Below are 19,351 nucleotides of genomic sequence, written 5' to 3'. Positions count from 1 at the left end.
GGCCGGCGGCGTGGTCCGGTCGCGAGGGGCCGGGGTCCGGCCGGCGGCGGCTCGGGGACGCTCCCTGTCGGGCGCGAGCGGGTTCCGGGGCGAGGGGACCTTCGGCCCGGGCGGCGGCTCGGCGGGCTTGCGGGTGAACGGCGAGTGCCACGGCCAGGGCAGGCGGCGGTGGGAGCCGCGGCGGCGGCCGGTGACCCGCAGCGAGAGCACGAGGATGACGAGCACCATGGCGGCCAGCAGCGCAGGCGGGGTGCCTAAGACGTCGAGGGGCGACGACGGCGGGGCCTCGGCGCGCGGCACGGGGACGAAGGGCCGTTCGGTGGAGCGGATCTCGTCGCGTTCGGCGCGCTCCTTGACGATGCGCGGGACGCCGTAGCCGACGACCTTGTCCGTCTCCCTGGTCTTGCGCTTGAGCCAGACGCGGTCGACGTTGGCCTCGATGGTGTGGATCTTCGTGCCCTCGACGCGTTCGACGACGCCCACGTGGTCGACGCCCTTGTAGCTGCCGCCACCGCTCCAGTCGAAGAAGACCAGCGCCCCGGGCTCGGGTTTCTGCGTCCAGGCACCCTGCTTGATGAACCAGGCCGCGTGGGACGGCGTCCAGGCAAACTCACCGACATATTCGGAAATGCCCGCCTTGTTGGCCGCCCAGGCGAGGAACATGTCGCACCACGCCCCATTGCGGAACTGAGGATCTTGCACGCGATCCGCGTACCACTCGCCGAACTTGGTGAACTGGCCGCTCTTCTCCTTGTAGCCGAGTTCCTGCCGCACCGTTTTCAGCAGCTCGTCCGCGATCGGGTCCAGGACGACTCCTCCAGAAAACCGATAAATCACGATGGACTGTAATAGCGCCATCGAGAAATTGCGCGGCCCACTCAGAAAATGTCGCGCTATGAGGCGAAATATCGGCTCTGTGACGGATGAGGCGGGTGATACGGTGTCAGGCCCCCGCGCCCACACGGTAGACGGCCACGTCCCCCGCTCCCGGCGCGACCACGTCGGCCACGATCACGGTCACGTTGTCGGGCGAGCCGCCCTCGTTGGCCAGGTCGATGAGCCGCTGCACGGCCGCCGCCGGGTCCACCACCGTGGTCAGCACCTCGTGCAGCACCTCCGGCCCGAGCACGGTGGTCAGGCCGTCGGAGCAGAGCAGGTAGCGGTCGTCGGGCTCAGCCTCGCGCAGCGCCATGTCGGGCTCGGCGCGGCCCTCGCTGCCCAGCACCCGCAGCACCATGGACCGCCGGGGGTGGACGGCGGCCTGGTCCTCCGTTATCCGGCCTTCGTCCACCATCGACTGCACTAGTGTGTGATCCTTGGTCATCTGATAGAGAGCACCATCGCGAAGCAGATATCCGCGGGAGTCACCGAGATGAGCCAGGGCGAACCGGTAACCGTCCCAGAGCATGGCGGTCACCGTGGTCCCCATCCCCCGGCGGGCGGGGTCGATCTCGGCCAGCTCGACCAGCCTGCGCGCCGCCTCGTGCACGGCCCCTTCCAGCGCGGCCTCCAGGTCGGAGCCCGTCTCGGGAAGCGTGGCGTCGAGCTCGCGCATGACGGCGATCGCCGCCGAGCTCGCCAGCTCGCCGGCCGCGTGTCCACCCATGCCGTCAGCCACCACGAGCAAGCGGCCACTCGCATAGCCGGAGTCCTCGTTCTGCTCCCTGCGGCGGCCCACGTCTGATCCGGCGGCATAGCGGATGTTGTGCTTCATACCCTGCAGTAAATCATTGGTTGAAAGACTTCACAAGCAGATGCGCTGAAGACTCTTGTGAACTACTGTGGGGTCCATGAGCCACGACCCGACCGTCAACGCCGGGGACATCGCCCGGCTCGCCGGTGTCGGGCGGGCCGCGGTGAGCAACTGGCGCCGCCGCCACGACGACTTCCCCCAGCCCATCGGCGGCACGGCCAACCAGCCGTTGTTCTCGCTGCGGCAGGTCGAGTCCTGGCTGCGACGCTATGGGAAGTCCTACCAGGTCTCCCTGGGAGATCGGGTGTGGCAACGCCTGAAAGCCGCCGGTGATTTGCGGCTCGGCGAGCTGGTGGCCCAGGCCGGCGCCCTGCTGACCAGGGATTCCGACGTCCCGGACGCCGCGCTCGACCCCGAATTGGCGCGGCTCGTCCTGGAGCTGGGCGAGGAGCAGGGCCCGGCGGCCGCGTACGAGTTCCTCTGCGAGCGTTACCTCGAGGCCCACTCGCGCCGGCTCTCCGTCACCCGCGACGACGTGGCCGAGCTGATGGTGAGCCTGGTCGGCGCGGACGGCGCGACGGTCCTCGACCCGGCGTGCGGCGTCGGCACGCTGCTGCTGGCCCCTGCCCGTACGACGCCCGGGCCCGTCAGGGTGCTCGGGCAGGAGCTGAGCGAGACCTCGGCCGCCATCGCGGCCTTCCGGCTGCGGCTGCGCGGCGTCGAGGCCAGGGTCGTGCCCGGCGACTCCATGCGCCACGACGGCTTCGCCGGCGAGCGGGCCGACGCGGTGGTGTGCGATCCGCCGTTCAACGAGCGGGCCTGGGGTTACGAGGAGCTCACGGGCGACCCGCGCTGGGAGTACGGCCTGCCGCCGCGCGGCGAGTCCGAGCTGGCCTGGGTGCAGCACTGCCTCACCCACGTCAGGCCGGGCGGCCTGGTCGCCATCCTCATGCCGCCGGCCGCCGCGAGCCGCCGGGCGGGGCGCCGCATCCGCGCCAACCTGCTGCGCGCGGGGGCGCTACGCGCGGTCGTCGCGCTGCCCGGCTCCGACCTGTGGCTGCTGCGCCGCCCCGCGGCCGGCGAGCGTCCGCCGTCCGACGTGCTGATCCTCGACGCGGCGGCCGACCTGGCGGCGGTCGAGCCGGCCTGGCGCGCGTACGTCGAGGAACGCTCCGAACAGACGGTGCGCATCATCGACCTGCTGGCCGACGAGGTCGACATGACCCCGGCCCGCCACCAGCGGCGCGACGACGTGGGACGGGCGTTCGCCGAGGCGCGCGACCGCTTCCTCGCGGCCACGGCCGTGCCGCCCGACCTCAAGGTGCTCGACCAGCCGCTCGACCAGCCCGCCACCACCCTCGGCGACCTGATCAAGGAGGGCCTGGTGACCGCGTCGCAGGCCCCGCCGAAGATGGCCGCCGACGGCGGTGACGTGCCGGTGCTGACCTCCGACGACGTGCTCAGCGGCAGCGCCCCGTCGGGGGCGACCACGATGCAGCAGGGGCTCGTCGCGATCCGCCCCGGCGACGTGGTGGCCTCCTACTCCGCCGTCCGGGTCATGGCCGACGGCGACGGGGCGGTGCTGGGCCCCCATCTGACCCTCTACCGGGTCGACGCCCGCCGGCTCGACCCCGACTTCCTGGCCGGCTTCCTGCGGGCCGCGGGCGGCCGGGTGACGACCGGCTCCAGCCGGTTCGACGTGCGCCGCACCCGCCTGCCGCGGCTGCCGCTGAAGGAGCAGAAGGCGTACGGCGCCGCGTTCCGGCAGCTCGCCGTGCTCGAAGACGCCATCCGTGAGACCTCGTCCCTCGGGCAGACGCTGATCCGACTGGGCCTCGACGGCCTGGCCGAAGGCCACCTGCACCCGCAGTCCTGACGGTGTAGCTTTTGCCGAATGTAGTGATTTTCCACGAAAGGCAGCGCGGAGGGGCTAATGGTCATCGGCGACCGCTATGAGCTCGACGACCTCCCTCTCGGGCAAGGCGGCATGGGAGCCGTGTACGCGGGCCACGACCGCCATCTCGACCGGCGGGTGGCGGTGAAGCTGCTGCGCCTGCCGAGCGGCCCCGACCCGGAGCTGGAGCGCAGGTTCCTGCGCGAGGCGCGCATCCTGGCCCGGCTGGAGCACCCCGGCGCCCCCGTCCTGTACGACTTCGGCACCCACGAGCAGCGGCTCTACCAGGTGATGCAGTTCATCGAGGGCGTCACGGTGGCCGACGTGGTTCACGAGCACGGGCCGCTGCCCGTGCCGTGGGCGGCGGCGATCGCGGCCCAGGCGTGCGCCGTGCTGTCGGCGGCCCACGCGCTGTCGATCTGCCACCGCGACCTGAAGCCGACGAACCTCATGCTCTGCCCCGACGGCAGCGTGAAGGTGCTCGACTTCGGCCTGGCGATGTTGCGCGAGTCGGACGTGACGACGTTCACCAGGATCGGGCAGATCATGGGGACGCCGGCGTACATGGCGCCCGAGCAGATCCAGCACGGGGTGGCCGAGCCGCGCAGCGACCTGTACGCGCTCGGCTGCGTGCTGCACGAGATGCTGACCGGGCGCCAGCTGTTCACCGGCCCGACCGACTACGTGGTCTTCGAGAAGCAGGTCAAGGAGAGCCCGCCGCCCGTGCCGGGGCTGCCGGAGCCGCTGGGGGCGCTGCTCGCCCAGCTGCTGGAGAAGAGCCCGGACGAGCGCCCGAGGGACGCCGACGAGCTGTACGAGCGGCTCGACCCGTTCGCGGTGGACCTGCCGATGTTGCCCGGCTTCCTGACGACCTCGCCCAGCCCGGGCCGCATGTACGCCCGGATGGCGGGGCGCGTCCTGGGCGGCTGACCCTGCCGCGCCAAGCCGCTAAGGCATCTACCTGGAGAGCCTTCAGGCATCCCGGAGCGCCACGTTCATGGGCGAATGGCGCTCACCAGCCATACGGAGCCGCGGATGCGGACGCCGTCCGGGGTTTCGTAGGCCGTCAGTGCGGCCTGGAGCTCCTGGCGGGCGCGGGTGGTGGCGGCCTCGTCCACGTCTTGGAGGTTGAAGCGGACCGGGGCCTGGCCGAGGATGAAGTCCGCCGCGTCGGCGGCGTCGCGGCCGTAGTCCATCGGCGCCTCGACCGGCCGCACCCGCACCTCCGTCAGCCCCGCCGCGCCGAGCACCTGGTGGATCCGATCGGGGTCCGACAGCGATCCCATGCCCTGGGCCGCGGGTGAGGGTCGGCGCATCAGCGGCGCGAGCGCGGCGGTGGCCTGGGCGTACTCGCTGCCGGGACGGCCGGGCTGCGGGACGATGAACACCATCCGGCCACCGGGCCGCAGCGCGCGGGCGATGTTGGCGAACGCGGCCACGGCGTCGGAGAAGAACATCACGCCGCCGCGGCTGATGACGATGTCGAAGCCGCCCTGGTCGAAGGGGTGGACCTCCGCGTCGGCCTGGTCGAACCGCACGTTGGCGATGCCCTGGTCGGCCGCGTCGGCGCGGGCGCGGGCCAGCATGGGCTCGGAGATGTCGACGCCGACCGCCCGCGCTCGTGTCGCCAGGCGTGCGGCCAGCAGGGTGAGCTGCCCGGTGCCGCATCCGATGTCCAGGACGTCGTCGTCGCCGCCGATCGCGGCGAGTTCCAGGAGCGGCTCAGTGAAGCCGTCCATCATCGCGTCGTATCGGGGGGCGTTGTCGGCCCAGGCCGCCCCCTCCCACCCGTTCCACGCTTCGGCCTGCTGGACGTTGACGACGGTGTGCATCAGATCTCCTTCGTGGGCGGTGGTCGGCTCACGCTTCTCCGGCTCGCGCCGCAGCGTGAACCAGAAGGTGGGCGCCTCGTTCGTTCCTGGGGTGGCGTCGACCAGCTCCCAACCGGCGAACCTGGCACGCAGTTCGTCGGCGGTGACGCCGGAGATCGGGTCGTCGAACGCCTCGGGACCGTAGCCGAACATCAACAGCCGTGCGCCGGGAGCGGCGCGGCGGGTGAGTCCGGCGGCGTAGGCGTCGCGGCGGTGCGGCGGGATCCCGCAGTAGCAGCTCAGGTCGAAGAACAGGTCGAAGGGGCCGGGAGCGTCCAGTTCATCGAGGCGGGTGGCGTCGCCGCACAACAGCCGTACGGCCGCTCCGGCCGCCGCTGCCTTGGCCCTGGCCCGCTCGACCGCGCGGTCGATCAGATCGACGGCTACGACGTCCCAGCCGTGCCGGGCCAGATAGACGGCGTTGGTTCCGGTGCCGCAGCCGAGCTCCAGGGCGCGGGCCGGCGGTAACGCATCGCGCCCCTCCACCAGGGCGACCAGCTCGGGAGGTGTCACTCCGGTGTCCCACGGCGGCCGGTCGGCGCGGTAGTAGGTCTCCAGCTCGCGGCGGACGGCCTCCTCCTGGGCGCGTTCGGCGTCGATCTGAGCAGCGTCCATGGCCTCTCCCGATGTTTTTAGAGTTGAACTCTAGTGTTCTCCTCTAGAGATATACTCTCGCCATGGACACCGTCAAGCGGCCGGACAAGCGGGCCGAGCGCTCACGCCGCACCCGCGAGAAGGTCATTCAGGCGGCGCGGGAGTTGTTCATCACGCAGGGCTATGGGGCGACGAGCCTGCAGGAGGTCGCCGACCGGGCGGGCGTGGCCGTGCAGACCGTCTATTTCGTCTTCGGCAACAAGCGCACGCTCTTCAAGGACGTCGTCGACACGTCCATCGCCGGCGACACCGAGCCGGTGGCCACCATGGAACGCGAATGGTTCCGCGCCGCCTGCGCCGCGCCCACCGCTGCCGACCAGTTGCGCGCTCACGTGCGCGGCACTTGCCAGGCTCTGGGCCGGGTCGCCCCGATCATGCCGGTGATCGCGGCCGCCGCGGCCACCGACCCGCAGATCGCCGCGCAGTGGCCCGACGGCCCCGACCCGCGCTACACCGTGCAGCACGCCGCGGCCCAAGCACTGGCCGGCAAGCCCGGCGTCCGCCCCGGCGTCTCCGTCGCGACGGCCGCCGACCTCCTGTTCGGCCTGCTCAGCCCGCAGCTGTACCTGCTCTTCGTCCAGGACCGCGGCTGGTCACCGGACGCCTGGGAGGAATGGGTCCGCGCCACGTTGATCGCCCAGCTCTGCGCCGACCCCGCGCCAGGCACGATGCGCTGATCCCGCGCCAGGCACGATGCGCTGATCCCACGCCCGGCTCCGCTCCGGGACGCGGCACCGCGGTCCGCGTGTGGAAGATAGGGGGGATGATCCCGAACCGTGCCGCCGTGTCCGCGGCCGTCGCCGTCGCCGTCGGCCTGGGGGTGTACGTCGCGGCGCGCGGCCTGCAGGGCACGCTGTGGGTGCTGGCCAGGGCGGCGCACTCCCCGCGGTGGCTTCCCGCGGCCCGCGAGGCCCTGGCGTCCTGGCTGAACGACCCGACCGGCGCGACCCGCTAGACCCGGAAGACGCGGAGCTGGAGGGCGAGCGTCGTGTAGTAGCCGACCAGCGTGGTCAGCTCGAACAGCTCCCGCTCCCCCAGCAGCGCGTACTCGTCGTCGTCCAGGTCGCCCTTGGTCACCAGGGCGCGGGTGACGGCGAGCACCGCCGCCTCGCCCGCGTCCGGCAGGCTCAGCGGGGCGCCGTCGCGCAGCGCCCGCAGCTGCTCGTCGGTGAAGCCGAGCCCGCGCGCGATCTGCTCGTGGGCCGCCTGCTCGAACGCGCTGTCCTGGTGCGCGGCCACGACGAGGATCGCAAGCTCCCGCGCCCGGTCGCCGAGCGAGGACCGGTAGCGGACGGCCGCGCCCAGCTCCTGCAGCGGATCGCCGACGGCCGGGCTGAGCAACATCGCGTTGAACGGCCCCGTGAGCCCGCCCGCCGGATCGACCATGAACCGCCCGCGCGGCCCGGTGGTGATCTTCTCGTAGAGCTCCCCGGCCGCGGGGTCCAGATCGTGCGGTGGGGTCCTGCGCAACCGTGCCATGCCGTGATCGTAATCTTCAGCGCGTGATCCGGTAGTCGAGGTGGGCGACCGGCCCGTCCAGCCCGACGCCCGCCGCGTCCGGCAGGCCGTCGAACAGCCGGGTGCCCGCCCCGAGCAGCACCGGGGCCAGGTGGATGACGCCCTCGTCGATGACACCGGCGGCGAGGCACTGCCGGACCAGGCTCGCCCCGCCCGAGACGCGCACGTCCTTGCCGCCCGCCGCGGCCTTCGCCTGCGCCAGCGCGCTCTCGAGGCCGTCGGTGACGAACGTGAACGTCGTGCCGCCCTTGCGCACCCACGGTTCGCGGGCCTGGCCGGTGACCACGAACACCGGGTGGTGGAACGGCGCCTCCTCCGGCCAGCCGACCTCGCCCTCGTCGAACATGCGCCGGCCCATCACCGAGGCCCCCGCGCGCTCGATGGTCCGGCGCACGAGGTCGTCGTCGGGGCCCGTCTCGCCGCCGTCTCCGCCGCCGATCAGCTTCGTGAACGCCGCCGTCCGGTACATCCAGGTGTGCAGCCGTTCGCCGCCGTCGCCCAGCGGGTTGCCGGGACGCGCGTTCGGACCGGCGATGTAGCCGTCCAGCGACATCGCGAGATCGAAGAACACCTTGCCCATGACTCTCTCCTGCCTGTTCGGGGTTCCTTCGCAGCAGAGTCGGAGCCACGGCGCGCGTCTCGACATCCCGCGCCGGCGGATTTGCCGGGTCAGGTCAGCCAGACCGTGGTGTCGGATGGGACGGCGCCGTCGTCCAGGGGGCCGCTGGCCAGGAGGACGCGGCCGGGCGGCAGGGGCACAGGGGTGGGACCGAGGTTGGTGACGCAGGTCAGGCCGGAGTCGCGGGTGAAGGCGAGCACCCGCTCACCCATCGGCAGCCAGGTCAGCGTGCCGTCGCCGAGCAGGCCCCGGCGCAGGCGCAGCGCCGAGCGGTAGAGGTTGAGCATCGAGCCCAGGTCCGTACGCTGCGCCTCCGCCGTCAGCTTGCGCCAGCTCTCCGGCTGCGGCAACCACGGCGTGCCGCCGCCGAAGCCGAACGGCGGCTCCTCCCCCGACCACGGCAGCGGCACGCGGCAGCCGTCGCGGCCCGGGTTCGCGCCGCCCGAGCGGGCGTGCATCGGGTCCTGGCGCAGCTCGTCCGGGAGGTCCTCCACCTCGGGCAGGCCCAGCTCCTCGCCCTGGTAGACGTAGACCGAGCCGGGCAGGGCCATCGCGAGCAGCGCCGCCGCGCGGGCCCGCCGGTAGCCGAGCTCCAGGTCCGACGGCGTGCCGTGCAGGCGGCCGCCGTGCTCGAACGCGGTGTCGGCGCGGCCGTAGCGGGTGACGGGGCGGGTCACGTCATGGTTCGACAACACCCACGTCGGCGGGGCGCCGATCGGGGTGTGCGTGGCGAGGGTGAGGTCGATGACGCGGCGCAGCTCCGCAGGGTCCCACGGGCACGACAGGAAGTCGAAGTTGAAGGCCGTGTGCAGCTCGTCGGGGCGCAGGTAGCGGGCGAAGCGCTCCTGGTCGGGCAGCCAGACCTCGCCGATGAGGACGCGCCCGCCGTACTCGTCGGCGATCTCCCGCCAGCGCCGGTAGACGTCGTGCACCCCGTCGAGGTCCTCGTACGCGGTGTCCGACTTGACCAGCAGGGCGGCCGAGTCGATGCGGAAGCCGTCCACCCCGCGCTCGAACCAGAAGCGCAGCACGTCCTCGAACTCCCGGTGCACCTCGGGGTTCGCCCAGTTGAAGTCGGGCTGCTCGGGGGCGAACAGGTGCAGGTACCACTGGCCGTCGGGGACCTGCGTCCACGCCGGGCCGCCGAAGATCGACTGCCAGTCGTTCAGCGGCTCGTCGCTGAACCAGAACCGGTCCCGCCTGGCCGGGTCCGCCAGCGCCTCCTTGAACCAGGCGCTCTCGGTGGAGCTGTGGTTCGGCACCACGTCGATGATCACCTTGAGGCCGAGCGCGTGCGCCTCCTCGATGAACCGTTCGGCCTCGGCGAGCGTGCCGAAGACCGGCTCGATGCCCCGGTAGTCGGCCACGTCGTAGCCGCCGTCGGCCATCGGCGACGGATACCACGGGTTGAGCCAGACGGCGTCGATCCCGAGATCCCTCAGGTACGGCAGGCGGGCGCGCAGGCCGGCCAGATCGCCGATGCCGTCGCCGTTCCCGTCAGCGAAACTCCGCAGGTAGACCTGGTAGATCGCGGCCCCCCGCCACCACGTTTGCGACATGCGCTATCCCTTGATGCTTCCGGCGGTCAGGCCCGCCATGATGTGCCGTTGGAAGACGAAGAAAACGATGATCATGGGGACGGCGGCGATGACCAGCCCGCCCATGACCTGGTTCTGGGTCACCGCGCCGGCCGTCTGCGACAGGCCCACGCTGATCGTCATCTTCTCGCTGTCGGTCATGACCAGCAGCGGCAGGACGAAGTCCTTGAACGCGGTGACGATCGTGAAGATGGAGACCACCCCGAGGATCGGCCGCGAGACCGGCAGCACGACCGACCAGAGCACCCGCAGCGGCCCCGCTCCGTCGATCTGCGCCGCCTCGATCAGCTCGCGCGGGATGGAGTCGAAGAACCGTTTGAGCAGGAAGATGTTGAAGCCGTTGGCCGCCGCGGGGAACCACAGGCCCCACGGGTTGTTGAGCAGCCCGAGGTCGACGATCGTGACGTACAGCGGGATGAGGATCACCATCGGCGGGATCATCAGCGTGGCCAGCATCGCGCCGAGGATCACGTTCCCGAACGCCGGCCGCAGCTTCGACAGCGCGTACGCCGCCGCCACGTCCACGCACATGCAGAAGACCCACGCGCCGAGGGCGTAGTAGACGGTGTTGGCCAGCAGGGTGCCGATGTCGAACAGCTCCCACGCCTCGAAGAACGGCGCGAGCGTCGGCTGCGCCGGGACGAGGGTCGGCGGCACCTGCGCGACCTCCTCCGGCGTCTTCATGGCGCCCGTGACCATCCAGTACAGCGGGAACACGAACGCCAGGCTGAACGTCACGACGACCGCGGCGAGCACGAGCCAGTAGATCCGCCGCCCCCACCTGCTGTTGAGCTGGTGCGGCGAGACGATCGTGCGGAACTGCACGTGGATGGGCTTGGGCGTCCGGGCTCTGCCGCGCTTCGGCCTGGTGGCGGCGACGGACGTCATGCCGGGTCCTCCCTGGTCCACCGGAGCTGGAGGGCGGCGAAGACGAGCAGCACGAGCATGAGCATCATGCCGAGCGCGCCCGCCTGGCCGTAGTTCATCTGCGAGAAGGCGAACTGGTACATCAGGTACGCCACCGTGACCGTCGCGTTCTCGGGCCCGCCGCCGGTCAGCATGTACGGCTCGATGAACACCTGCATGGTCGCCACGATCTGCAGCATCAGCATGAGCAGCAGGATCAGCCGGGTCTGCGGGATCGTGACGTGCCGGATGCGGCGGAAGATCCCGGCCCCGTCGAGCTCGGCGGCCTCGTACAGCTCGGGCGGGATGTTCTGCAGCGCGGCGAGGTAGATCAGCGTCGCGCTGCCCATGTTCATCCACGTCGCGACGAGCACGAGGGAGATCAGCGCGGTGGAGGAGCTGTCCAGCCAGGCCAGCGGCGGCAGGCCGGCGAGGTCGAGGAGCTGGTTGAACAGCCCGGGCCCCGGGTCGTAGAACCACCGGAACAGCAGCACCGCCACGATCGGCGGCAACATGACCGGCAGGTAGACCACGAACCGCAGGTAGGCCCGGGCGTGGCGCAGCTCGTTCAGCACGAGCGCGACGACGAACGGCACGGCGTAGCCGCAGACCAGCGCGAGGAACGTGAACTCCACGGTGTTCAGCCAGGCCTCCCAGAAGGCCGGGTCCTGCACGGCCCCCTGGAAGTTGGCCAGGCCCACCCACTCGGGCGGGTTGATCAGGTCGGTCCTCTGGAAGCTCAGGACGAACTCCCTGACCATCGGATACCAGGCGAACACCGTGAAGCAGAACAGCGCCGCGCACAGGAACCCGTAGGCCGTCAGGTTGCGCCGCAGCACTCCCATCAGCCCTTGGCCGCCAGCAGGTTGTTGACCTTGGTCTCGGCCTCGGCGAGCAACTGGCCGATGTCGGCGTCCTTACGGCTCAGCACGGCCGACATGGGCACGTCGAGGACGGCGTAGATCTCCTGGGCGTGCACCGGCTCGGCCTTCGGCGGGATGGTCGCGGCGGCCTCGACGTAGCTCTGGTAGTTCTCGACCGGCAGGGTGGCGTGCTTCACCCGGTCGGCCTGGATGGCCTGGCCGGTGGGCGAGTCGCCGTAGACGGCGTTGTCGGGGACGCCGACGGGGTTGCCGATGGCCTTGCCGCGGGCGAAGTCGAAGCGGCCCTTGCCGACGGTGTTGAAGCGGAAGTCGATCCACGCCATGCCGGCCTTCGCCTGCTCCGGTGTGGCCTTCGGGTTGATCATGTACGCCTCGCCGCCGCTCAGCGACGCCTTGGCCTCGGGGAAGCCGGTGATGCCGTAGTCGGAGACCTTGCCGCGGAACTTGGTGACCACGTCGGTGACCACGTCCGGCGCGCCGAGCATCATGCCGACCTTGCCGCCGCCCATCGCCACCATGAGCGACTCCCAGCCGATCAGGAGTTTGTTGCCCATGCTGTTGTCGATCCAGCGCATGTCGTGCAGGGTCTGCAGCACGGCCTTGCCCTCGGGCGAGTTGAAGGCGGCCTTGGTGTTGTCGGGGGTCAGGACGTCGCCGCCGCGGCCGTAGATGGCCTGGGTGAAGTGCCAGCCGCCGGTGTTGCCGCCGGAGTACTCGCCGAAGCCCACGTAGCCGGGGCCGAGTGCGGCGATCTTCTTGGCGGCCTCGCGTACCTCGGCCCACGTCTTGGGCGGGTTGTCGGGGTCGAGGCCCGCCTGGGTGAACAGGGCGCGGTTGTAGACCAGGCCGACGCTGTAGAGGACGTTCGGCACGCCGTAGACCTTGCCGTCCCTGGTGACGAGCTCGCGCGCGTCGGGCCGCAGGTCGTTCCAGTTCTTGATGAGGTTCGTGTGCGAGGTGATGTCGAGCGCCTGGCCCTGGGAAATGACGTCGTTGTAGTTGGTGACGGGCACCACGAAGACGGTCTCCATCTGGCCGCCCGCCAGCTTGGGCCCGAACGTCTTGGGATCGAAGCACGGCTGCTGGTCCGTGCTCTTGACCGTGACCCCGGGGTTGGCCTTCATGAACGCGGCCACGTCGTCGTCCCAGGCCTGGCGTTCCTTGGGCGCGGTTCTGGCCGGCTGGCAGGCCACCGTGATCGTCACGGCCTCGGCGCCGCCGGCGGCGGGGGTGGCGGGCTCACCCGATCCGCACGCCGTGGCCCCGAGCCCGAGCACGGTTACGAGCAAGAGTCCAGTGGATCTCCGCATGGTCTGACCCTTCTGATGCGAGGTGTCCACACCATAGGATCAGCGACCAAAATGAGCAATATTCCGACGAAATATCGCAAGATAACGACTGCGTTACGAGCGAACGCGCGCGGTGGACGCCCTGACCACGAGCTCGGGCTCGAACAGCAGCTCGTCGGCGGGCACCACCGCCTTGCCGATCTGCGCGACGAGGAGGTCGACGGCGGCGCGGCCCATGGCGTCGATCGGCTGGCGGACGGTGGTGAGCGGCGGGTCGGTGCAGTTCATCATCGCGGAGTCGTCGAAGCCGATGACGGACAGGTCGCCGGGCACGGACAGCCCCGCGCGGCGGGCGGCCCGCACCGCGCCGAGCGCGAGCAGGTCGCTGGCGCAGATCACCGCGGTCACCTCGCGCCTGACCAGCCGGGCGGCGGCCGCATGCCCGCCCTCCAGCGAGAACATCGTGTGCTCGACCAGCTCTGGGTCGCCGCCCCGCGCCTCGAACGTCTCCAGCTTGCGCCGGGAGGGGATGTGGTCCTTCGGGCCGAGCACCATGCCGACGCGCTCGTGCCCGAGCGCCCGCAGGTGGGCCAGGGCGATCTCGGCGGCCACGGCGTCGTCGCACGACACCTGCGGGAAGTCGAGGTGCTCGACGGCCGCGTTGACCAGCACCGCGGGCAGCCGGCGCTCGTGCAGCAGCCGGTAGTGGCCGTGGGCGGCGTCGGCCTGGGCGTACAGGCCGCCGACGAAGACGACGCCGCTGACCTGCTGCTGCAGGAGCAGGTCGACGTAGTCGGCCTCGGAGACGCCGCCGACCGTGCGGGTGCACAGCACGGAGGTGAAGCCCTGCTGGGCCAGGGCGCCGCCGACCACCTCCGCGAAAGCGGGGAAGATCGGGTTCTGCAGCTCGGGGAGCACCAGCCCGACGAGCCGGGCGCGGTCGCCGCGCAGCTGTGTGGGGCGTTCGTAGCCGAGCACGTCGAGCGCCGTCAGCACGGCCTCGCGGGTCGCGTCGGACACCCCCGGCCTGCCGTTGAGCACCCGGCTCACGGTCGCCTCGCTCACCCCGACCTTCTTGGCCACCTCTGCGAGTCGTCGCGTCATGCGCAAACTATACGACCATGTACGCAAGCACTTGCAATAACTTACGTGGATTTGCGTACGGTGACAGAGTGGAGTCAGAAGACTTCACAACGTCATATCCGCGCGAAAACGACTTCCTCTTCATTTGCACTGGTCAAGACTGTGATCAAACTTTTCTCAGATTTTTAGCCAACCATCTTCCCTCCGGCGGACTCAAAGGAGTAGAGAGCCGGCCACCCCGGGCCGGTCCGACTACGGGGAGAGGAATCAGCACCCTCATGAGAAAGATCGCAGTAGGCATACTGTCCGCCGTCGTGGGCGGAGCCATGCTGGTGTCCGGAGCGGGGGCCGCCTCGGCCGCCGCCAAGCGTGACGCCGAGATCAAGATCCGCGACATCAGTCCCAACCCGGTCGCCGTCCAGCGCGGCCGCACGACGACGGCGTACTTCGACATCGGGGCCACCCGCGACGTCCGCCGGGTCGAGCTCAGCGTGACGCCCGCCGAGGGCCTGCGCACGATGCGCACGAAGGACGTCAGAGACCTGGAGGGCTGGCGCTTCGCGATCGGCTTCAACGAGCACGACCCGAGCGGCAAGTGGCGGGCCACGGCCACGGCCTACGACCGCTTCAACAGGGTGATCGCGAGGGACTCCGCGTTCTTCTCGGTCTACCTGAAGAGGAGCAAGGCCGACACCCGCGTCGAGCGCTTCAGCGCCGACCCGTCGTCGGTCCGCTCGGGCCGGACGATCGGCTTCTCCGGCTACCTCCAGGCCGAGAACCGCGGCTGGAGAGGCGTCCGCGGCGAGCGGGTCAACGTCTACTACCGCGCCAGCGGCTCCAGCGCCTGGAAGTGGGTCGCCGCCGGCACCACTTCGTGGAACGGCAAGTTCACCGCCCAGACCCGCGCGTTCCGGAGCGGCTCGTTCCGCGCCGTGTACGCCGGTGACGAGCGCCTCGACAGTGCCACGAGCCGCACGGACTACGTGCGGGTCTACGGCCCCGTCTGGCGCCGATAACCCCCTCCCCGGAGGCCCGGCCTTTCCCGAGGGGCCGGGCCTCCGGCATGTCCGCCATCGACACCGTGAAAGTCGGGGCTTGGCGGGTAGCGTCCCGATATGGCCGACGACCTGCTGAAAGACTTCAACCCGTTCGACATCTTCGACGCCGAGGCGGCCCGGCTCGACCGGTTCTTCTCCGGGCTCGACGAGGCCGGCTGGCAGCGCCCGTCCCGGTGCGCGGGCTGGTCGGTGCGCGACGTGCTCGGACACCTCGCCGGTGAGGAGCTGTACAACCACGCCTGCCTCGACGGCACCGTCGAAGAGCTGACGAGCCGGCTGACCGTCGAGGGCGTGAGCGGCTACAACGACTTCAACGAGTGGTCCGTACGCCGCCGCCGCGACGTGCCCGTCGAGGACGTACTGGCCGAGTGGCGCACGAAGAACGGCGAAACCCGCGAGCGCATGCGCGCCCTCGGCCCCGAGGCCCTGCTCGACACGATGGCGGGCCCGTACCCGGTGGGCCGGCAGACCTTCCACTACGACTCCGAGTACGCCACCCACGCCGACGACGTGGCCGCCCCCGTCGCGCCGGACGAGATCGACGGACGGCTGATGTGGCGGGTCGCGGTGGGCCGGTTCGTGCTGGCCGAGCAGGGGGCCGACGTCCAGGTGGAGCAGACGGCCGAGCAGATCTGGGTCAACGTCGACAGCGTCAACGCCACGCTGTCGTACCCCCAGTTCGTGGAGGCCACGGTGGGCCGGCTGCCCGAGGGGCACGGCCTCGACCCGCGCGTCGTCTCCGCCCTTCGGTGCCTGGCCTGAGAGGAGGACCGGCCATGTGGTTGCGCAACCGCGAGGGGACCGAGCCGGTGACCGCCCGCAGTCCGCTGCGGCTGCGGCGGATCCTGTCGTCGGTCGTCCTCGTGATCGCCGTCATCGCGGCGGTGGTCTTCGCCGTGCTGGCCATGAACACCGGCGCGCAGGTGTGGTTGTGGGAGGCCGCGATCGCGGCCGCCGTCGCCGTCATCGCCGCCCTCGACCTGCTGGTGCTGCGCCACCGGCGCTCACGTGGCGAGAACGGCGGCCAGCAGCAGCACGATCACTAGGAGGCCGAGCACGAGGATCACCCACGCGTGGAACGCCCGGCCGCGCGGCAGACGTCCGCGCCAGCGGCCGGCCCGCGCACGCTCCGCCTCGACCCTCTCGATCTCCGCGAGGCGACGGGCGAAGTCGGGGTCCTCTTGCTCGAGGGCTCGCTCGATCTCGGCGAGGATTCGGCGTTCCCTTCCGGAGAGACCCATCGCACCACCACTGCTCTCACGCCGCTTCCCTCCTTCTACCCGTGGGTAGCGCACGCATTCCGCCCGGAGTTCAGTGCGGGAAGACCCGGGGCGGGCGCGGCGTGACCTCGTCGCGGTAGTCCTCGATGATCGAGGCGATCTGGCGGGCCAGCACGGTGTCCTCGATGCGGTCGAGGTAGAGCGAGCGCGCGGCCAGCGCGTCGAGGTCCACGGCGAAATAGAGGGCCATGAGCGGGTTGACGAACAGTTCGCTGCCCTTGGTCCGGTCGGTGAAGCGCACGTCGCCGAAGTCCCCGCGCACGGCCGCCGCGATCGAGCCGTTCACGATGCTGGGGTGGGAGGGCATCTCGCCCCGGGCGTGGGCGACCGCGTCGAGGTAGAGCTCGCCCGGCGCCGTGGCCCTGGACAGCGAGAACGCGCCCAGGTAGGCCCCGTCGCGCTCGAGGGCGGCGAGGTTCTCCAGCACCTGCGCGTGGTTGACGCCGTGGTAGGCGTCGACGCCGAAGCCGAGGCAGACGACGACCTTCACCGGCACGTCGAGGCCGCGCACCGCCGCGAGGCTCGCCATGTCCTCGACAGGGGTGCCGAGCCCGGCCTCGTCGCCGCGCATGAGGATGTCGGTGCCGCCGTCGACCAGGACGACCGCGTCGATGCCGAGGTGGGCGGTCAGCCGCTCGTACGCGGCCCTGAGCGGGCGGACGCCCACCCTGGGGAACGCGTACACCGTCGAGGGCAGGCGCCGGGAGTGCAGCCAGCGGGCCAGGGCGCGCTCGGGGAAGTACCAGTCGCGGGAGTCCGTGTCGGGGCCGACCGCGGCGACGTCCTCGGCGAGCCAGACGTCCAGGCCGAGCCCGTCGAGGTGGCTGAACGACAGGTTCGCCAGGTACGCCTCCTTGCCGCGCTCGCGCAGCGCCAGGGCGAGGGGCAGGCCCGCGTACACGTCGAAGCCCCCGCCCGCGCCGGCGACGAGGATCCGGTGAGAGCCCTCAAGCCGGGCGGACAGGGGCGAGTCGAGCACGCATCACATCTTGCCGTACCGCTGGTTGAACCGCTCGACGCGGCCGGCGGTGTCGAGGATGCGGCCACGTCCCGTGTAGAAGGGGTGGCTGGCCGACGACACGTCCACGTCGATGACCGGGTAGGTCTTGCCGTCCTCCCACTCGACCGTCCTGTCGCCGGTCTTGGTGGAGCGGGTGAGGAACGCGAAACCGACGCTGGGGTCGCGGAAGACGACCGGCCGGTACGCGGGGTGCAGGTTCTTCTTCATGGCCGCTTCAACCGTTCGGGAATGGTTTTCATTCCCTCATCTCGGGGTCCAGTCCGAGCGCGCCGCGCCCGCCGTCCACGGGGATCGTCGCGCCGGTGACGAAGGCGGCGTCCGGGGAGAGCAGGTGGGCCACGACGGCGGCCACCTCGGTCGGCGCGGCGACCCGGCCCAGCGGGTGGAGCCGGGCGAACTCCGCCTGCACGGCCGCCGCCTCCTGCGGGCTCTTCGCGGCCAGGTACTCCTCGTAGCGTTCCGTGGCCACCGAGCCGGGGGCGACGGCGTTGACGCGGATGCCGTGGCGGCCGTAGTCGACGGCCAGCGCCCTGGTCAGCCCTTCGACGGCGGCCTTCGCGGTCGCGTACGGCAGGCTGCCCGGCACCGCCCTGGCGGCCTGGTGGGAGGTGATGTTGACGACGGCGCCCGGCCTGCCGACGGTGAGGAAGTGCCGCACGGCGGTGGCGCAGCCGATCAGGGCCAGGTCGAGGTTGGCCGCGATCAGCGCTCTGACCTCGGCGATCGGGGAGGTGTGGACGGAGGCGTCACGGAAGACGGCGGCGTTGTTGACCCAGCCCGCCAGCGGGGCCGCTTCCTCGGCTCGTGCGGCGGCCCGGGCCGTGATCTGCTCGTCGGCCGCGTCACCGATCACGGGGACGACCCTGGGACCGGCCCAGGCCAGGGCTTCCGCGTCGCGTTCGACGGCGACCACGGTGTTCTGCCCGTCCTCGCCGAGCAGCCGCTCGACCACCGCCTTCCCGATTCCGCGCCCGCCTCCGGTCACCACGTATGAAAAGCTCATGATTCGACGCTAGCGATGGTTCTCCGGGCAAGCGGGAACGAAAGAACAATGATCGCCCGACCGACGTCGCCCGCCCGGATGGTCGCCGCGCTGGCGATCACGCAGACCGCCGGGTACGGCGTGCTTTATTACGCTTTTTCGGTGTTCATCCCGCCGATGTCGCGGGACCTGAGCGCCGGGGTGGCCGAGCTCACGGGGGCGATCACGCTGTCCGTGCTGGTGTCGGGGCTGGTGGCGCCGGTCGTCGGCCGCCGGCTCGACCGGCACGGCGGGCGCGGGCTGATGACCGCGGGCTCCCTCCTCGGCGCTCTCGCCGTGCTGGCCTGGTCGCAGGTGCGCTCGGTGGCGGAGCTGTACGTCGTGTGCGCGGTGATGGGCGTCGCCTCGGCCATGGTGTTGTACGAGGCGGCGTTCGCGGTCATCGTGGCCTGCTTCGACGCGGCGCGGCGGGCGCGGGCGCTGCTGGCGGTGACGGTGGTCGCGGGGTTCGCCTCCAGCGTCTTCCTGCCGCTGACCGGGGTGCTGGTCGAGCTGTACGGGTGGCGGCGGGCGCTGGTCGTCCTGGCCGCCGGTTATGCCGTGACCGCCGTCCCGCTGCACGCGCTGGCCGTACGCGGGCGGGCGGCGGCGCCGCACGCCGACCGGCGCGAGATCGTGCGGACGGCGCTGCGCGAGCGGCCGTTCTGGCTGCTGGCGGCGGCGTTCCTCACCCAGACGGGCGCGGTGGCGGTGATGGGGGTGCTGCTGGTCACGTACCTGATCACGCTCGGGCACCCGCCCGTGTTCGCCGCCGGCGTGGCCGGGCTGCTCGGGGTGCTGTCGGTGACCGGGCGGCTGGTCACCACCGGGCTGCAGGCGCGCTGGCCGGTGGCGCTGATCACGGCGGCCATGTTCGGGCTGCAGGGGCTGGCGGCCGTGCTGCTGCCTCTCGTGGGACGCGACGCGGCGGGCGCGGTGGTCGGGGTGGTGCTGTTCGGGCT

The 19,351-nt window shown here is 71.3% G+C and carries 22 protein-coding genes; 8 read left to right on the top strand and 14 right to left on the bottom strand.

Annotated features, from left to right (window positions below):
• The coding region (locus C1J01_RS31910; RefSeq protein ID WP_181449068.1) for a CHAP domain-containing protein at positions 1-837 on the bottom strand (837 nt) is incomplete at its 3' end.
• Positions 838-943: 106 nt separating this feature from the next.
• Positions 944-1,714 carry a PP2C family protein-serine/threonine phosphatase gene (locus C1J01_RS31905; RefSeq protein WP_111182683.1) on the bottom strand — a complete coding sequence of 257 codons (771 nt, stop codon included), beginning with the start codon at positions 1,712-1,714 and terminating at the stop codon, positions 944-946.
• 76 nt (positions 1,715-1,790) lie between these two features.
• Here C1J01_RS31905 and C1J01_RS31900 point away from each other — a divergent pair, with 76 nt between their 5' ends.
• Together C1J01_RS31900 and C1J01_RS31895 are read left to right on the top strand one after the other, a co-directional pair.
• Positions 1,791-3,569, top strand: coding sequence for an HsdM family class I SAM-dependent methyltransferase (locus C1J01_RS31900; protein WP_111182682.1), 1,779 nt, complete (start codon positions 1,791-1,793; stop codon positions 3,567-3,569).
• A gap of 57 nt (positions 3,570-3,626) precedes the next feature.
• Positions 3,627-4,517 (top strand): serine/threonine-protein kinase, encoded by an 891-nt coding sequence (locus C1J01_RS31895; RefSeq protein WP_111182681.1) that lies wholly within the window; start codon positions 3,627-3,629, stop codon positions 4,515-4,517.
• A gap of 65 nt (positions 4,518-4,582) precedes the next feature.
• Here C1J01_RS31895 and C1J01_RS52540 read toward each other — a convergent pair whose 3' ends face one another.
• Complete coding sequence (locus C1J01_RS52540) at positions 4,583-6,073, bottom strand: class I SAM-dependent methyltransferase (protein ID WP_235854800.1); 1,491 nt, start codon at positions 6,071-6,073, stop codon at positions 4,583-4,585.
• A 62-nt stretch (positions 6,074-6,135) separates the two neighbouring features.
• On the opposite strand from C1J01_RS52540, the gene C1J01_RS31880 reads away from it, so the two are divergent.
• Positions 6,136-6,789, top strand: a complete 654-nt coding sequence (locus tag C1J01_RS31880) for a TetR/AcrR family transcriptional regulator (RefSeq protein WP_111182680.1) — start codon at positions 6,136-6,138, stop codon at positions 6,787-6,789.
• A gap of 86 nt (positions 6,790-6,875) precedes the next feature.
• Complete coding sequence (locus tag C1J01_RS31875) at positions 6,876-7,067, top strand: hypothetical protein (protein ID WP_111182679.1); 192 nt, start codon at positions 6,876-6,878, stop codon at positions 7,065-7,067.
• Here C1J01_RS31875 and C1J01_RS31870 read toward each other — a convergent pair.
• The 7 genes from C1J01_RS31870 to C1J01_RS31840 all read right to left on the bottom strand — a co-directional run bounded on the left by C1J01_RS31870 (position 7,064) and on the right by C1J01_RS31840 (position 14,030).
• Positions 7,064-7,591 carry a carboxymuconolactone decarboxylase family protein gene (locus tag C1J01_RS31870; RefSeq protein WP_111182678.1) on the bottom strand — a complete coding sequence of 176 codons (528 nt, stop codon included), beginning with the start codon at positions 7,589-7,591 and terminating at the stop codon, positions 7,064-7,066. The genes C1J01_RS31875 and C1J01_RS31870 overlap by 4 nt on opposite strands.
• 16 nt (positions 7,592-7,607) lie before the next feature.
• Positions 7,608-8,210 carry a dihydrofolate reductase family protein gene (locus C1J01_RS31865; protein WP_111182677.1) on the bottom strand — a complete coding sequence of 201 codons (603 nt, stop codon included), beginning with the start codon at positions 8,208-8,210 and terminating at the stop codon, positions 7,608-7,610.
• Positions 8,211-8,299: 89 nt separating this feature from the next.
• Positions 8,300-9,808 carry a glycoside hydrolase family 13 protein gene (locus C1J01_RS31860; RefSeq protein WP_111182676.1) on the bottom strand — a complete coding sequence of 503 codons (1,509 nt, stop codon included), beginning with the start codon at positions 9,806-9,808 and terminating at the stop codon, positions 8,300-8,302.
• A gap of 3 nt (positions 9,809-9,811) precedes the next feature.
• On the bottom strand, positions 9,812-10,735 hold the full coding sequence (locus tag C1J01_RS31855) for a carbohydrate ABC transporter permease (RefSeq protein WP_111182675.1): 924 nt from the start codon (positions 10,733-10,735) through the stop codon (positions 9,812-9,814).
• Positions 10,732-11,598 (bottom strand): carbohydrate ABC transporter permease, encoded by an 867-nt coding sequence (locus C1J01_RS31850; RefSeq protein ID WP_111182674.1) that lies wholly within the window; start codon positions 11,596-11,598, stop codon positions 10,732-10,734. Before C1J01_RS31850 ends, C1J01_RS31855 begins: the two co-directional genes overlap by 4 nt.
• The gene (locus C1J01_RS31845) at positions 11,598-12,926 is read right to left on the bottom strand and encodes an ABC transporter substrate-binding protein (RefSeq protein WP_235854799.1); all 1,329 of its coding nucleotides are present in this window, start codon (positions 12,924-12,926) and stop codon (positions 11,598-11,600) included. The genes C1J01_RS31850 and C1J01_RS31845 overlap by 1 nt, the downstream gene beginning before the upstream one ends.
• A 114-nt stretch (positions 12,927-13,040) precedes the next feature.
• The gene (locus C1J01_RS31840; RefSeq protein WP_111182673.1) at positions 13,041-14,030 is read right to left on the bottom strand and encodes a LacI family DNA-binding transcriptional regulator; all 990 of its coding nucleotides are present in this window, start codon (positions 14,028-14,030) and stop codon (positions 13,041-13,043) included.
• Positions 14,031-14,287: 257 nt separating this feature from the next.
• On the opposite strand from C1J01_RS31840, the gene C1J01_RS31835 reads away from it, so the two are divergent.
• The 3 genes from C1J01_RS31835 (at position 14,288) to C1J01_RS31825 (ending at position 16,113) form a co-directional block, all read left to right on the top strand.
• The gene (locus C1J01_RS31835) at positions 14,288-15,025 is read left to right on the top strand and encodes a hypothetical protein (protein ID WP_146615791.1); all 738 of its coding nucleotides are present in this window, start codon (positions 14,288-14,290) and stop codon (positions 15,023-15,025) included.
• 99 nt (positions 15,026-15,124) lie between these two features.
• Positions 15,125-15,829, top strand: a complete 705-nt coding sequence (locus tag C1J01_RS31830) for a maleylpyruvate isomerase family mycothiol-dependent enzyme (protein WP_111182671.1) — start codon at positions 15,125-15,127, stop codon at positions 15,827-15,829.
• Between the two features lie 14 nt (positions 15,830-15,843).
• Positions 15,844-16,113 carry a DUF6343 family protein gene (locus C1J01_RS31825; RefSeq protein ID WP_111182670.1) on the top strand — a complete coding sequence of 90 codons (270 nt, stop codon included), beginning with the start codon at positions 15,844-15,846 and terminating at the stop codon, positions 16,111-16,113.
• Here the strand turns inward: C1J01_RS31825 and C1J01_RS31820 are convergent.
• The 4 genes from C1J01_RS31820 to C1J01_RS31805 form a co-directional block, all read right to left on the bottom strand.
• The gene (locus C1J01_RS31820) at positions 16,072-16,308 is read right to left on the bottom strand and encodes a DUF3040 domain-containing protein (RefSeq protein ID WP_111182669.1); all 237 of its coding nucleotides are present in this window, start codon (positions 16,306-16,308) and stop codon (positions 16,072-16,074) included. The genes C1J01_RS31825 and C1J01_RS31820 overlap by 42 nt on opposite strands.
• A gap of 70 nt (positions 16,309-16,378) precedes the next feature.
• Entirely contained in the window at positions 16,379-17,326 is a 948-nt protein-coding gene (locus C1J01_RS31815; RefSeq protein ID WP_220040200.1) for a DUF1152 domain-containing protein, read from the bottom strand.
• A 3-nt stretch (positions 17,327-17,329) separates the two neighbouring features.
• Positions 17,330-17,575: a type B 50S ribosomal protein L31 gene (locus C1J01_RS31810; RefSeq protein WP_111182668.1), complete on the bottom strand. Its 246-nt coding sequence runs from the start codon at positions 17,573-17,575 to the stop codon at positions 17,330-17,332.
• Between the two features lie 28 nt (positions 17,576-17,603).
• Positions 17,604-18,371 (bottom strand): SDR family NAD(P)-dependent oxidoreductase, encoded by a 768-nt coding sequence (locus tag C1J01_RS31805; protein WP_111182667.1) that lies wholly within the window; start codon positions 18,369-18,371, stop codon positions 17,604-17,606.
• A 48-nt stretch (positions 18,372-18,419) separates the two neighbouring features.
• Here C1J01_RS31805 and C1J01_RS31800 point away from each other — a divergent pair.
• A partial coding sequence (locus C1J01_RS31800; RefSeq protein WP_235854798.1) for an MFS transporter occupies positions 18,420-19,351 on the top strand: 932 nt, incomplete at its 3' end.

This window comes from Nonomuraea aridisoli (assembly GCF_003236395.1).
In the GTDB taxonomy this organism is placed as follows: Bacteria; Actinomycetota; Actinomycetes; order Streptosporangiales; family Streptosporangiaceae; genus Nonomuraea; species Nonomuraea aridisoli.
This window is presented reverse-complemented; position numbering and strand designations above follow the sequence as displayed.